14 protein-coding genes are annotated in these 13,694 nt (G+C 68.4%); 8 read left to right on the forward strand and 6 right to left on the reverse strand.

The genetic code is table 11. From position 1 onward, the window contains the following. The first annotated feature begins 24 nt into the window (after nucleotides 1-24). From QU603_RS05790 to ilvA, 3 genes are read left to right on the forward strand one after another with little or no spacing between them, the layout of a single operon-like run. Nucleotides 25-921 carry a M48 family metallopeptidase gene (locus QU603_RS05790; RefSeq protein WP_308493540.1) on the forward strand — a complete coding sequence of 299 codons (897 nt, stop codon included), beginning with the start codon at nucleotides 25-27 and terminating at the stop codon, nucleotides 919-921. A 53-nt stretch (nucleotides 922-974) separates the two neighbouring features. Further along, nucleotides 975-2,162 (forward strand): AI-2E family transporter, encoded by a 1,188-nt coding sequence (locus QU603_RS05795; protein ID WP_308493541.1) that lies wholly within the window; start codon nucleotides 975-977, stop codon nucleotides 2,160-2,162. Next, nucleotides 2,159-3,385: a threonine ammonia-lyase gene (gene ilvA / locus QU603_RS05800; protein WP_308493542.1), complete on the forward strand. Its 1,227-nt coding sequence runs from the start codon at nucleotides 2,159-2,161 to the stop codon at nucleotides 3,383-3,385. The genes QU603_RS05795 and ilvA overlap by 4 nt, the downstream gene beginning before the upstream one ends. Before the next feature lie 35 nt (nucleotides 3,386-3,420). Here ilvA and greA read toward each other — a convergent pair whose 3' ends face one another. Together greA and QU603_RS05810 are read right to left on the reverse strand one after the other, a co-directional pair. Further along, nucleotides 3,421-3,912 (reverse strand): transcription elongation factor GreA, encoded by a 492-nt coding sequence (gene greA, locus QU603_RS05805; RefSeq protein ID WP_308493543.1) that lies wholly within the window; start codon nucleotides 3,910-3,912, stop codon nucleotides 3,421-3,423. Between the two features lie 85 nt (nucleotides 3,913-3,997). Continuing rightward, nucleotides 3,998-4,393, reverse strand: coding sequence for a DUF4307 domain-containing protein (locus tag QU603_RS05810; RefSeq protein ID WP_308493544.1), 396 nt, complete (start codon nucleotides 4,391-4,393; stop codon nucleotides 3,998-4,000). 64 nt (nucleotides 4,394-4,457) lie between these two features. Between QU603_RS05810 and QU603_RS05815 the strand changes: the two genes are divergently transcribed. Then, a complete protein-coding gene (locus tag QU603_RS05815; RefSeq protein ID WP_308493545.1) occupies nucleotides 4,458-4,775 on the forward strand; it encodes a hypothetical protein in 318 nt (105 codons plus the stop codon). A 41-nt stretch (nucleotides 4,776-4,816) separates the two neighbouring features. Here the strand turns inward: QU603_RS05815 and trhA are convergent, their stop codons facing one another. Then, nucleotides 4,817-5,509, reverse strand: coding sequence for a PAQR family membrane homeostasis protein TrhA (trhA, locus tag QU603_RS05820; RefSeq protein ID WP_308493957.1), 693 nt, complete (start codon nucleotides 5,507-5,509; stop codon nucleotides 4,817-4,819). 132 nt (nucleotides 5,510-5,641) lie between these two features. Here trhA and QU603_RS05825 point away from each other — a divergent pair, with 132 nt between their 5' ends. From QU603_RS05825 to QU603_RS05840, 4 genes are all read left to right on the forward strand, one after another. Then, nucleotides 5,642-6,424 carry an isoprenyl transferase gene (locus QU603_RS05825; protein WP_308493958.1) on the forward strand — a complete coding sequence of 261 codons (783 nt, stop codon included), beginning with the start codon at nucleotides 5,642-5,644 and terminating at the stop codon, nucleotides 6,422-6,424. A 69-nt stretch (nucleotides 6,425-6,493) separates the two neighbouring features. Continuing rightward, a complete protein-coding gene (locus tag QU603_RS05830; RefSeq protein WP_308493546.1) occupies nucleotides 6,494-7,615 on the forward strand; it encodes an aminotransferase class V-fold PLP-dependent enzyme in 1,122 nt (373 codons plus the stop codon). Between the two features lie 193 nt (nucleotides 7,616-7,808). Continuing rightward, the gene (gene phoH2 / locus QU603_RS05835) at nucleotides 7,809-9,182 is read left to right on the forward strand and encodes an RNA 5'-3' helicase PhoH2 (protein ID WP_370655335.1); all 1,374 of its coding nucleotides are present in this window, start codon (nucleotides 7,809-7,811) and stop codon (nucleotides 9,180-9,182) included. A 132-nt stretch (nucleotides 9,183-9,314) separates the two neighbouring features. Further along, nucleotides 9,315-10,001 carry a hypothetical protein gene (locus QU603_RS05840; RefSeq protein WP_308493547.1) on the forward strand — a complete coding sequence of 229 codons (687 nt, stop codon included), beginning with the start codon at nucleotides 9,315-9,317 and terminating at the stop codon, nucleotides 9,999-10,001. A gap of 67 nt (nucleotides 10,002-10,068) precedes the next feature. Here the strand turns inward: QU603_RS05840 and QU603_RS05845 are convergent, their stop codons facing one another. Genes QU603_RS05845 through QU603_RS05855 form a run of 3 tightly spaced genes read right to left on the reverse strand, consistent with a single transcriptional unit; the run spans nucleotide 10,069 to nucleotide 13,680 of the window. Continuing rightward, complete coding sequence (locus tag QU603_RS05845) at nucleotides 10,069-10,725, reverse strand: response regulator transcription factor (RefSeq protein ID WP_308493548.1); 657 nt, start codon at nucleotides 10,723-10,725, stop codon at nucleotides 10,069-10,071. Next, complete coding sequence (locus QU603_RS05850; RefSeq protein ID WP_308493549.1) at nucleotides 10,722-12,248, reverse strand: sensor histidine kinase; 1,527 nt, start codon at nucleotides 12,246-12,248, stop codon at nucleotides 10,722-10,724. The genes QU603_RS05845 and QU603_RS05850 overlap by 4 nt, the downstream gene beginning before the upstream one ends. Before the next feature lie 37 nt (nucleotides 12,249-12,285). Continuing rightward, entirely contained in the window at nucleotides 12,286-13,680 is a 1,395-nt protein-coding gene (locus QU603_RS05855; RefSeq protein WP_308493550.1) for a class II fumarate hydratase, read from the reverse strand. Between the last annotated feature and the right edge of the window lie 14 nt (nucleotides 13,681-13,694).

A 13,694-nucleotide genomic window follows, 5' to 3' on the forward strand; every position in this document is an offset into this window, starting at 1 on the left:
GCGAGCCGGGTGACGGGGCGTTAGGTGTACTCCGCCATTGCGCGCAACAAGCGCAACACGTGGTTCATTCTCATCCTGTTCGTCCTGATCCTCGGGGCGCTGGGCCTTCTGGCCGGCTGGCTCGCGTCGAACAACTGGTGGATCACGGCGTTCATCCTGATCTTCGCCGGTGGCTATGCGACGGTGCAGTACTTCTTCGCCGATCGTCAGGCCCTGGCACTGTCCGGAGCGTTCGCCGTGGATCAGACCAGTGCGCCGCGGTACTACCGACTGGTGGAGAATCTGTGCATCACGACCGGCACGCAGATGCCCGCGCTGTACGTCGTCGAGGACCCGTCCCCGAACGCCTTCGCGACAGGCCGTGACCCCGAGCACGCGGCGATCACGGTGACCACCGGCCTGTTCGAGACGATGACCGATCGTGAGCTCGAAGGCGTCCTGGCCCACGAGCTGGGCCACATCCGCAACTACGACATCCGTGTGTCGATGATCGTATTCGGGCTGGTCGTGGCCGTCGGCCTCCTCGCCGACATCATGCTGCGACTCACCTTCTTCGGCGGCGGGCGTCGCTCCAACAGCAACGGCGGCGGCCAAGCGCAGATCATCTTCTTGATCTTCGGCATCGTCGCCGCGATCGTCGCACCGCTGCTGGCCGGTGTCGTGCAGGCCGCCATCTCCCGGCAGCGGGAATACCTCGCCGATGCGACCAGCGCGCTGACCACGCGCGACCCCGACGGCCTCGCCTCGGCACTGGCCAAGATCGGGGAGCGCGCGCAGCCGCTGCAGCGGGCGAACACGTCGATGGCGCACCTGTGGATCGCCGACCCGCTGCGCCCCAACGCACTGGAACGGCTGTTCTCGACCCACCCGCCGATTCCCGACCGCATCGAGCGCCTGCACAAGATCGGCGGGACGTTCTGATCGGCCGTGTCTCACGGTCAGGGTGCGCGCAGCCCGCGCCCTAGACTGGGCACGTGGCAGAGACCGACGGCAAGCCCCGCTCGTGGGTGCGTGACGTCTTGGCCCACCGCACCGTCGACACCGAGATCGGAACGGCCGTTCCGCGGGGACTGCGCGTGGCCACGGCGTTCTCGTGGCGCTTCCTGGTGATCGCCGCCGCGGTCGGGCTCGGCATCTGGCTGATCGTCCAGCTGAAGATGCTCGTCATCCCGCTGATGGTGGCCATTCTGATCACTGCGCTGCTGTGGCCCGTCTTCGCGTGGATGCTGCGCCGGCGCGTGCCACGGTGGGCCGCCATCGTCATCGCGGTCATCGGTGCGGTCGCGGTCGTCACGGGACTGCTGTGGCTGGCGGTCTGGCAGGTCACGCAGCAGTGGAGCTCGGTGCGAGACCGCACGGTGCACGCCGTCGATGGGCTGCGCGACAGCCTCATCCACGGCCCGCTGCAGGTCACCGAGGCGCAGATCGATGCACTTCTGGCCAACGCGTGGGCGATGCTGCAGCAGCAGGCCGATCTGCTGTGGAACGGCGCACTGGCCATCGGCACGACGGTCGGCCACATCGGCACCGGCGCGGTGCTGAGCCTGTTCATCCTGCTGTGCCTGCTCGCCGACGGGGCGGGCATCTGGCGCTGGACCACACGCCTGTTCCCGCGGTCAGCGCGCCCGGCCGTCGATGGGGCGGGCCGGGCCGGCTGGACCACCATCGTCAACTACGCGCGCACACAGCTTCTGGTGGCCACGATCGACGCGGTGGGCATCGGCCTGGGCGCGTTCCTGCTCGGCGTTCCCCTGGCCGCTCCGGTCGGGGTGCTGGTCTTCCTCGGATCATTCGTCCCGATCGTCGGCGCGGTCGTGACCGGGGCAGTTGCGGTCTTCCTCGCACTCGTCTACAACGGCTGGTGGATCGCGCTGTGGATGCTGGTGATCGTTCTGGGCGTGCAGCAGCTCGAAGGTCACATCCTGCAGCCGCTGCTGATGGGGGCAGCGGTGAAGGTGCACCCACTCGCCGTCGTGCTGGTCGTCGCCGGCGGTGCGATGATCGCCGGCATCCAGGGCGCGCTGTTCGCGGTGCCGGTGGCAGCGTTCGTCAACGTCGTGGCGGTCTATCTGAGCCGCCGCGGATGGCAGGATGCCGACGCCGTCGTCGACGCCGATCTGATCTGGAACACGGTGCCACGCACCAGGAAGGGCCGCGCATGACCGCTCCCACACTCGCCGACTTCGAAGACGCGGCGGCCACGCTGCAGGGCATCGCTCTGCGCACGCCCATCGACCAGTCGCTGTATCTGTCGGAACTGACGGGTGTGCCGGTCTACCTGAAGCTGGAGAACCTGCAGCGCACGGGGTCGTTCAAGATCCGCGGCGCCAGCTACCGTCTGTCCCGGTTGAGCGAGAGCGAGCGGGCCAGGGGAGTGGTCGCCGCCTCGGCGGGCAACCACGCGCAGGGTGTGGCCCTGGCCGCGCAGCAGCTCGGCATTCCCGCTACGATCTTCATGCCGCTGGGCGTGCCGGTGCCCAAGCTTCTGGCCACCCGCGGGTACGGCGCAGACGTCGTGCTCGAAGGTGCGACGGTCGAGACGCCGCTGCGATTGGCCGAAGAGTTCGCCGAGCGCACCGGTGCCGTGCTCATCCCCCCGTTCGACCACCGTGACGTGATCATCGGCCAGGGCACGCTGGGCCTGGAGCTGTGGGACGCACTGCCCGACCTCGACACCGTGATCATGGGTATCGGCGGCGGGGGCCTGATCGCCGGCGTCGGCGCGGCGGTGAAGGCGCGCGCGGCCGCGGAGGGCCGTACGGTGCGGGTCATCGGCGTGCAGGCGGAGAACTCGGCCGCCTATCCCGAATCGCTGCGCGCAGGCCACCCGATCCAGGTGCCCACCACGCCCACCATCGCCGACGGCATCGCCGTCGCCCGACCCGGCGACATCCCGTTCGAGATCATCCGCGACGTGGTGGACGAGGTCGTCACCGTCACCGAAGACGACATCGCGCGTGCCCTGCTGGTGCTGCTGGAACGCGCGAAGCAGGTCGTCGAACCGGCCGGAGCGGTCGGAGTCGCCGCGATCCTGGCAGGCAAGATCACCGCGGGCGGAACGACCGCCGTCGTGCTGTCCGGCGGCAACATCGACCCGCTGCTGCTGCAGCGTGTGGTCGCGCACGGGCTCGCGGCATCCGGTCGTTACATGTCCCTGCGCATTCCGCTTCCCGACCGTCCCGGTCAGCTCGCCCAGGTGGCCGAACTGCTCGCCCAGGCCGGAGCGAACGTCGTCGAGGCGCTGCACACCCGGCACGGGCAGGGCATGCAGATCAGCGAGGTCGTGCTGCAGCTGAGCGTGGAGACCCGGGGGACCGAGCACCGCGCGCGCGTCATCGAGACGCTGCGCGCGGCCGGATTCGACCCCGCAGTGGTCGAAGACTGACCCGCGGGAGCGGATCAGCCCTCACCGACGGCCGGTCACTGCCCGGAATAGGTCTCGACCTTCACGACCTCGACGGCGATGTCGCGCCCGTTCGGAGCCGTGTAGCTGGTCTTCGCGCCCTCTTTCAGGCCCATGATCGCCGTGCCCAGCGGGGACGCCTCGCTGTAGACGTCCAGGTCGCTGTCTGCGGCGATCTCGCGGCTGCCCAGCAGGAACACCTCTTCACCGCCGGCGACGATCGCCGTGACGACGGTGCCCGACTCCACGATGCCGTTGCTCTCGGGCGCCTGGCCGACCACGGCGTGCTTGAGAAGGCCCTGCAGGGTGCGGATGCGCGCCTCCTGCTTGCCCTGTTCGTCTTTCGCGGCGTGGTAGCCGCCGTTCTCTTTGAGATCGCCCTCTTCGCGAGCCGCCTCGATGCGCTTCGCTATGTCCTCTCGACCGGTGGTCGAGAGCTCTTCCAGCTCAGCGGTGAGACGGTCATAGGCCTCCTGCGTGAGGAACGTCACGGGAGCATCTTCAGACACGTCGTCTCTCCTTCTGTTGGGGATCTGCGCGGGATATGGCAAAACGCCCCGGCACCTGGCCAGGGCGTCTGTCTCTGCCGAAACCCTATGACACCCAGCACGTGTTCACCAAACCAGTGGTCGCCTCGGCGACGGTCGGGATGGTCCTGCTGTATCCATGCGTGTGACTGGTGGATGCGGGCAGCTCGACGACCTGCCAGCCGACGATCCCGTGTTCGGCGTCGTCGGCTTCGAGAACGCACACGGCCTTCGAGCCGACCGGTGCGCTCACCTGGAAGTCGATGGTCACCGCGCGCGCATCCTGGACGTGGTAGGCGGTGGCGGTCGCGTCGGCCGCGTTGATCGTGTTCGCGATCGTTCCCCACACCAGCAGGCCCACGGCGACGACGGCCACCGTGCCGATGACTCCCCACGTCCATGCACGCCGGCGCACGGATCGATTGCGACCGTAACGCTCATCGAGCATCTGCTGCGTTGTCATCGTGACTCCGTCGGGGGAATAGGCTGGGATTCCAGGCTATGCGCTTCGCGCGGAATGAGGAAAAATGCACGCTGCGATCGCCGCCGGCGCGGTGCTGGCCGGGAGAGCGCTCCTCGAGGCGACACCCACCCCCACCCCGACCGCACCGCCTGCCGACATCGTCAATCCCGGCCCGTGGGGATTCGTCGCGATCGCGTTCCTGGCTCTGGCCGTCGTGTTCCTGCTCTGGGACATGATGCGCCGCATCCGCCGCGCGCGGTATCGCGCGCAGGTCCAGGAAGAGCTGGACGAGCAGCAGGGCGAAGGGGATGCCGCGGCCCGCGCCACCGAGACCGACGACCAGGATGTGGACGCCGGCGACGAGCAGGACAGGACGCCGTAGCAACCCAGCGCGCTCAGCCCGGCGCGCTCAGTCCAGGTCGCTCAGCCCAGGTGGTAGACGGGGTGCAGCACGATCAGCAGCGACGCCGTCCAGTGGCACAGGAACGCGAGCACCGTGCACACGTGGAAGATCTCGTGGAATCCGAACCGGCCCGGCCACGGGTTCGGACGCTTGAGCGCGTAGACGACGGCCCCGACCGTGTACAGCAGGCCGCCGATGACCACGAGCGTCATCATCGTCGCATTCGCCTGGAACAGCGGCACGATGTACATCACAGCCGCCCAGCCCAGCGCCAGGTACAGCGCGACGTACAGCCAGCGGGGCGCGTTGATCCAGAACACGCGGAAGACGATGCCCAGCAGCGCACCGCCCCACACGATCGACAGGATCGTCACCGTCTGGGAGGTGGGAAGGGCCAGCACTGACAGCGGCGTGTACGTCCCCGCGATCAGCAGCAGGATGTTCGCGTGGTCGATGCGTTTGAGTACGGCCTTGGTCTTGGGCTTCCAGTTGAACCGGTGGTACAGCGCGGAGTTGCCGAACAGCAGCAGCGACGTGACCATGAACACGGCCGACGACCATTTGGCGGGCGCGCCGTGCGCCAGCACGATCAGGACGATGCCGGCGGCCAGAGCGACGGGGAAGGTCGCCGCGTGGATCCAGCCTCGCCAGGTCGGTTTGATCTCGGTCTGCGCATCCATCGATGCTGCGTCCAGCAGGGGAAGCTGCGGCATCGCCGCTCCCGCGTCGGGCGCGGCCGAAGCCGACGGGTCGTCAGGACGGGATCTGCGGCTCACCCTCCGAGCCTAGGCGTGGTTGCATGCCGCCGTCGGAACATTGGTGTCGCGCGGTAGCGTGGGGGAGTGATGTCTGCGCGGTCGACCCGGGGCCAAGGCCTGCTCTATCGGCTGTACATCGGCCGGTTGCGTCGGCACATCGACCCCGCCTCGGTCCCAGAGCACGTGGCCATGATGATCGACGGGAATCGACGCTGGGCGCGACAGCTCGGGTACCACTCCGCGGCAGAGGGCCACCGTGCGGGGGCGGCGAAGATGCGCGAGTTCCTGGAGTGGTGCGACGACATCGGCGTGCGGGTCGTATCGCTGTACCTGCTGTCGCTGGACAACATCCGCAAGCGCAATGCGGACGAGATCTCGGATCTGATCGAGATCATCGCCGAACTCGCCGACAGCCTGTCGCACGCACGCGACTGGCGCGTGCAACATGTCGGCCGCACCGATGGCCTGCCATCGGAGCTGGCGCGGGTGCTGGCCGATGCGCAGGAGCGCACGCGGGCGAACACCGGGCTGCATGTCAACCTCGCCGTCGGGTACGGCGGACGCGGCGAGATCGTCGACGCGGTGCGCAGCATCATCCAGCAGCACGACGAGCGCGGCGGGACGCTGGAAGAATTGGCGGCGAGCCTGACCCCCGAGCAGATCGCCGAGCACTTGTACACCGGAGGTCAGCCCGACCCCGACCTCGTGATCCGCACCTCCGGCGAGCAGCGCCTGAGCGACTTCCTGCTCTGGCAGTCCGCGCACAGCGAGTTCTATTTCGTGGAGGCGCTGGGCCCCGATCTGCGCGAAGTCGACTTCTTGCGCGCGATCCGCGACTTCGCGGATCGGGATCGCCGCTACGGCGGCTGAGCGAGGCGGCCGAGCCCGGCGACGGAGCCTGGCGACGAGCGTGCGGTCCCCGCGTGTCAGAATGACTGCGTGACCGATCTTGAGCAGTACCTGGAATCGTTCGACATCGAGCCGGGCTACCTCGACTGGGCCGCTTTCGGTCCTCTGTCAACCGCGGTGCGCGCCGAATCCCGCGCCGATGCGGAACTGTTCGGCACGGGTCGGCGCACGAGCATCGAGTTGGTCTCATCGCGTGCGGGCGAGGCACGTGCTCTGCTGGCGGCGTTGTTGGACGCCGACTCTGACGAGGTCGTCCTGCAGCCCTCGACCGCGTACGGTCTCATGCAGGCCATCTACGGTGTGCGCGGCGGACTGCTGGTCTCGCGTGCGGACTTTCCGAGTCTGTCGGTGACAGCAGCCCGCGCTGCTGCACTGTGCGAAGAGCTGACAGTGCAGTGGTTCGAGCCCGCGAACGGCTTCGTCAGCGTCGATGAAGTGGCCGGGGCGCTGACCGATCAGACCACCGCGGTGGCGGTCAGCCTCGTCGACTTCCGCACGGGCTACCTCACCGATCTCACAGGGCTGCGTGATGTCATCGGCGACCGACTGCTGATCGTGGATGCGATCCAGGGCTTCGGTGTCGTCGACGCCGACTATGCGGCCGCCGACGTCGTGTGCGGCAACGGGTACAAGTGGTTGCGGGCCGGTCGTGGCACGGGGTGGGCTCGCTTCTCGGAGCGCGCGCGTGCGCGCATCGACCCGGTCCTCTCCGGCTTTGCGGGAGTCGCGGGCGGACTGGCGATGGACGAGGTGCCGCCGCCCGCTCCGGACGCGCGGGCCTTTCAGGTGACCGCGCCCGATCAGCTGGCGGCCAGCCGGCTGGCGACCGCCCTGGGCCAGGTGCAGGCGGCGGGCGTGGCCGAGATCGCCGCGGCGGTGGCCGACCGGGCCGACCAGGTCCTGTTCCTGGCCGAACGCTACGGCATCCCCGTGGTCACCCCTGTCGAGCGCGAGCGGCGGGCCGGCATCGTCGCACTCGCCCCGTCTGCGACCGATGCCGCGCCGCTGGCGGCAGCCCTTGCCAACCGTGGAGTGGTGTTCACCGCACGCTCGGGCCTCATCCGCCTGTCGGCCCACGCCGGTACCGGGGAAGACACGCTGGTGCTTCTCGGCGATGCGATGGCCGAGTTCGCCGCCGGAGGCTCGTGGTGAGCGAGAGTCGCTGCACGCGTTAGCCATCCGTTAACGCGCTGTTGGCGTGTCGGGCAGTCGTTGCCCGGGTCCTTCGTCGTACGGTCATGGCATCGGGCAAGTCGCCCGGTCGGGTCGGCCCTCCGGATCGCGACTCGTGGCCCGCGGTCGACCTGAGACGCCTGGGACGACAGTCCCGGATGGGGAGCGGGTCGTGACCACACGAGCATCACAGCAGAGCCGGACCGCCATCGCCGAGCCGACGGACGCCGGTGCGGCCTCCACAGGCCTCGACCAGGATCTGCGCACCTACGTGCTGGACACGTCGGTGCTGCTGAGCGACCCTCGGGCCTTCTTCCGGTTCGCCGAGCATTCGGTCGTCATCCCCGTGGTGGTGATCACGGAGCTGGAGGGCAAGCGACACGACCCCGAACTGGGGTACTTCGCCCGGCAGGCGCTGCGACACCTGGACGAACTGCGCATCGAGCACGGGCGATTGGACTTTCCCGTCCCGGTGGGCCAGGGCGGCACGCTGCGGGTCGAACTGGCGAACACGGATGCCTCGGTCCTGCCGGCCGGGTTGCGTCTGGGCGACAACGACACACGCATCCTGTCCGTCGCGATGCATCTGATGGACGACGGCCAGAGCGTCACCGTGGTCTCGAAGGACCTGCCGATGCGGGTCAAGGCCGCGTCGCTGGGGATCAGCGCCGAGGAGTACCTCGCCGAGCAGGCGGTCGACTCCGGCTGGACGGGCATCGCCGAACTCGCCGTGTCGGGGGATGAGATGAGCGACCTCTACGAGAGCGAGATCGGTGTCGCGGAGGACGTGAAGGGGCTGCCGGTGAACACCGGCCTGGTCATCCACTCCGAACGCGGCTCCGCGCTGGGCCGTGTCACCGCCGACGGCGAATACCGTCTCGTGCGCGGCGACCGTGAAGCGTTCGGGCTGCACGGGCGCAGCGCCGAACAGCGCATAGCGATCGATCTGCTGCTGGATCCGGAGGTGGGCATCGTCTCGCTCGGCGGACGCGCCGGCACAGGCAAGTCCGCTCTGGCGCTGTGCGCGGGGCTGGAGGCCGTGCTCGAGCGTCAGCAGCAGCGGCGCATCATCGTGTTCCGCCCCCTGTTCGCCGTGGGCGGTCAGGAGCTCGGGTACCTGCCCGGCGATCAGCAGGAGAAGATGAACCCGTGGGGTCAGGCCGTGTACGACACCCTCGGCTCGGTCGTCTCGGCCAATGTCATCGAGGAGGTCATGGCCCGCGGCATCCTCGAAGTACTGCCGCTCACCCACATCCGCGGCCGTTCCCTGCACGATGCCTTCGTGATCGTCGACGAGGCGCAGTCGCTGGAACGCAACGTGCTGCTGACGGTGCTCAGCCGCATCGGCCAGAACTCGCGTGTCGTGCTCACCCACGACGTCGGGCAGCGTGACAACCTGCGCGTGGGCCGCCACGACGGGGTCGCGTCGGTCATCGAGACGCTGAAAGGACATGACCTGTTCGCGCACATCACCCTCACCCGCTCGGAGAGGTCGCAGATCGCGGCGCTGGTCACGCAGCTGCTGGAGGCCGAGGAGCTGTCCTGACACAGAGCGGGCAGTGCGCGGGCCACCGCCGGAAGAGCATGAGAAGAGTCTCACCCGCTCGATGCGGCCTCTGATGGTCGAAGGAGGCACGATAGAACAAGCGCACAGGGGATTGCGTACTGAGGGGTGAACGTGGACGCTCGAGCGGCATTGATGGTCGGCGGCGGAGCCGCCGTCGCGGTGACCGTGGCCGTCGGTTCCATCATCGGTCTGACAAGCGCGGCGGCGCTCGCCGACCGTGCAGGCACACCTCTCGCGAACGCGGCGATCGTCGTGCACGGCGTCACCGCACCCGTCGCATCGTCGGCCCTCGTCGCCGATGCGAAGATCGGACCGGTGACGGTTCCGGCACCGGATGCGCAAGAGGTCTCGCCGTCGGTGGACACCGGTCGCACCGGCGGACCGGCTGCAGGCAGCGACTCCACGCATCAGAAGGCTCCGGCGGCGCATTCGTCCCGGACCGGTTCATCGAAGAACCCTGCTCCACCGCGCAAAGGCTCCCGCGACGACCACGACAAGCGCCATCGGGGCAAGGACGGTCCGGGCCAGCCCGGTCCTGGTCAAGATGAGCCCGGTCCTGGTCAAGATGAGCAGGGTGCCGTGCCCGATCACGCAGTCCCCGGCGGCGACGACAACGCCCAGGATCTGCTGCGCGATGCCGAAGACTGGCGCAGGAGCTTCTCCACGCGCCTGCAGAGCCTCTACCAGCAGGTTCAGGATTCCGCCGAAGAGGCGGTGAAAACGTCCGTCCAGGTCCATCCCCGTACCTGGATCGGATGGCAGGAACAATCGTCCCGTTCCCCAGACAGCGGCGATTGATCGGGCGCGACTGAGTGCGCGTCCGTTTTCAGCCCCCGGCGTTTCCCCGACGCCGGGGGCTTCTCCATCACTCCCAGCGGTATCCGACGCCACGGACCGTGGTGATCCGGTCGTGACCGAGCTTGCCGCGCAGGTACCTGACGTAGACATCGACGACGTTCGAGCCGGGGTCGAAGTTCATGCCCCACACCTCGCTCAACAGCCACTCCCGGGTCAGCACCTCACCGGGGTGGCGCAGGAACTGCTCGGCGAGGGTGAACTCGCGCGCCGAGAGGTCGATCTCCTGCCCGCCGACGGTGATGCGCCGCGCGAGAAGGTCGAGCTCGACGTCGCCACGTGAGAGCGCATAGCTTCGCCGCGGCGCCGCATCGCTCAGGCGCCGGCGCACCCGCGCAAGCAGCTCTTCGAACGTGAAGGGCTTGGGCACATAGTCGTTCGCGCCGCTCTCCAGCCCTTCGACGGTGTCGCGCGTGCTCGTACGCGCCGTCAACATGATCACGGGGATGGCAGACCCCGCGGCGCGCACCCGCTGAAGCACCTCGAAACCGTCCATGATGGGCAGCCCGATGTCCAGGAGCACGAGGTCCACGTCGCCGCTGAGAGCCTCCTGCAGAGCGCGCTCGCCATCCTCGGCGATCACGGTGTCGAACCCGGCGGATTCGAGCCCGCGGCGGACGAACGCCGAGATCGACGGTTCGTCTTCGGCGATCAGGATGCGGGTCATTCGGCCGCCTCTCTCTGCAACAGGACGTCGCCGGCGCGAACGGGGTGCGGCAGCACAGCCGCACCCGTGCGCACCGGCACATGGATGGTGAAGGTCGCTCCGCCGCCGGGCGTGTCGCCGACCTCGCAGCTGCCCCCGTGTGCCTTGACGATCGCATCGACGATGGCAAGGCCGAGGCCAGAACCGCCCACGGAGCGCTTGCCGCCTGCACGGTCGAAGCGGCGGAAGATCCGACGATGCGAGGCCGCAGGGATGCCGGGACCGTGATCGCGCACCCACAGGCGCACTTCATCGACGGTCGCGATGCTGCCCACGTGCACGACGGAGCCTGCGGGAGTGTACTTGGCCGCATTGTCGGCCAGCTGCAGCCACGCCTGCAGGAGGCGGTCGGGGTCGCCGTTGATGCGGACGTCCGCGGTGGCTTCCACCTCCCAGGTGTGACCGGGGATGACCGCGACGAGGTCGCCCATGCGCCGGGTGAGGTCGGCCACTGCGACTTCGCGCATCTCGAACTGCTCGCCGCCTTCGACGGTCGCGAGCAGATCGATGTCCTGCACGAGCCGGGTCATCCGGTCCAGCTCCGCGATACCCAATGCGCGCGTGTTGGCGACGTCGGCGGGGTCTGCGGCATCCATCAGCTCCAGGTGCCCGCGCACGATCGTGATGGGCGTCTTCAGCTCGTGCCGCACGTCATCCAGCAGCTGGCGCTGCACGTCGACCGAGCTTTCCAGGCGGTCGAGCATCGAGTTGACAGTACGGGTGAGATCTGAGATGTCGTCGTCGCCCTCCGCGGGCAGCCGCGCGCCGAAGTCAGAGAGGGTGATCGCATCGGCGGTCTCGCGCAGGTGCCGGATCGGTGAGAGCAGGCGCCCGGCGACGAACCAGCCCACGCCGGCGATGGCCGCCACCATGACCAGCGCCGCCAGCGCATAAGTGGTGATCGAGGCGGTGACCGGGCGCAGTTCCGCATCGAGGTTCACGACTCGCAGATACACGCCGTGTGCGTCATCGCCGGGCATCGTGATCGGCACGGCGATATAGCTCAGCGCACCCAAGGGTGTGTCAGCGGTGCCCGTCACCGCGGTCTTCGCCTTCTCCGACTCATTCCAGGCGCGGGCGATCAACGCGTTCTGTCGTGAGATGTCGAATCCGCTCAGGGTCGACGGACGATACACCGCACGCCCGTCGATGATGGCGACGGCTGCTTCGTTCTGGGCCGGCACGAGACGCGCCACCGCGGCCTTCAGATACGACGCCACGGAGTGGAACTCCGCCGGATCGAGTTCTTCCGTCACCGTGGCGGCCGAGTCGGAGCCGTCGCCCTGGGTGGCACCTGTGCTCCCGGCGACTGTGCGCAGGGCGGCGACCTGCGTGTTCAGGCGCTGGTCCACGCTGGCGATCACGCGCTGCCGCTGCACGACGAAGGTCACACCGCCGACGATCGCGAGCCCGATGACGGCCACGACGAGGATCGCACCCAGGATCCGGGTGCGCGCAGACAGAGGGCGATGCGCACGGTGCACCAGGCCATTATCGCCTGAGCATCGCCCCGACCGCGCCTCAGCCGGCGTGCGTCATCGAGAGCACGTCCAGCTTCGCGTCCAACTGCTCTTCGGTGATCTCGCCGCGTTCGACGTAGCCGAGGTCGATCACGGCCTCGCGCACTGTGATGCCCTGGGCGATCGCGTGCTTGGCGATCTTGGACGCCGCCTCGTAACCGATCACCTTGTTCAAGGGCGTCACGATCGACGGCGACATGCCCGCATAGGCGGCTGCGCGCTCGACGTTGGCCTCCAGGCCGTCCACGGTCTTGTCGGCCAGCAGCCGCGTCGCGTTGGAGAGCAGGCGCACCGACTCCAGCAGCGCCGTGCCCATGACCGGGATGGCGACGTTCAACTCGAACGCGCCCGAGGCACCGGCCCACGCGACGGTCGCATCGTTGCCGATCACCCGCGCACACACCATCAGTGTGGCCTCGGGGATCACCGGGTTGACCTTGCCCGGCATGATGGACGATCCCGGCTGCAGGTCGGGGATGTGCAGCTCGCCCAGACCCGTGTTGGGACCCGAACCCATCCACCGCAGGTCGTTGTTGATCTTGGTCAGCGACACCGCGATCGTTCGCAGGGCGCCGGATGCCTCGACCAGGCCGTCGCGGTTCGCCTGCGCCTCGAAGTGGTCCTTGGCCTCGACGATCGGCAGCTCGGTCTCAGCGGCCAGCAGCTCGATGACCTTCTGCGGGAAGCCGATGGGGGTGTTGATGCCGGTGCCGACGGCGGTGCCGCCCAGGGGGATCTCGCCGACTCGGGGCAGGGCCGCACGGATCCGCTCGATTCCCAGGCGCATCTGGCGCGCGTAGCCGCCGAACTCCTGGCCGAGTGTGACCGGGGTCGCATCCATCAGATGCGTGCGACCGGATTTCACGACCTCCTTCCACAGCTGCGCCTTCGACTCGAAGGCGACGGCGAGGTGGTCCAACGCCGGGATCAGGTCATCGATGAGCGCCTGTGTGACGGCGATGTGCACGGACGTGGGGAACACGTCGTTGGACGACTGCGAAGCGTTCACGTGGTCGTTCGGGTGGACGTCGGCGCCCAGTCGCTGCGTGGCCAGGGTTGCCAGCACCTCGTTCATGTTCATGTTCGAGCTCGTGCCGGACCCGGTCTGGTACGTGTCGATGGGGAACTGGTCGTCGTGAGCGCCGGTGATGACCTCGTCGGCCGCGTCGGCGATCGCATCGGCGATGGAGGCGTCCAGCACGCCGAGGCTCTTGTTGGCCAAGGCCGCGGCCTTCTTGATGCGGGCCAGGGCTGCGATCTGCGTCGACTCAAGGCCCTTGCCCGAGATCGGGAAGTTCTCCACCGCTCGCTGCGTCTGCGCTCCATACAGGGCAGAGGCCGGCACCCGGACTTCGCCCATGGTGTCGTGCTCGATGCGGTATTCGATGTCAGTCACTTCGTCGTTCCTCC

This window comes from Microbacterium terrisoli, assembly GCF_030866805.1.
Taxonomy (GTDB): Bacteria; Actinomycetota; Actinomycetes; order Actinomycetales; family Microbacteriaceae; genus Microbacterium; species Microbacterium terrisoli.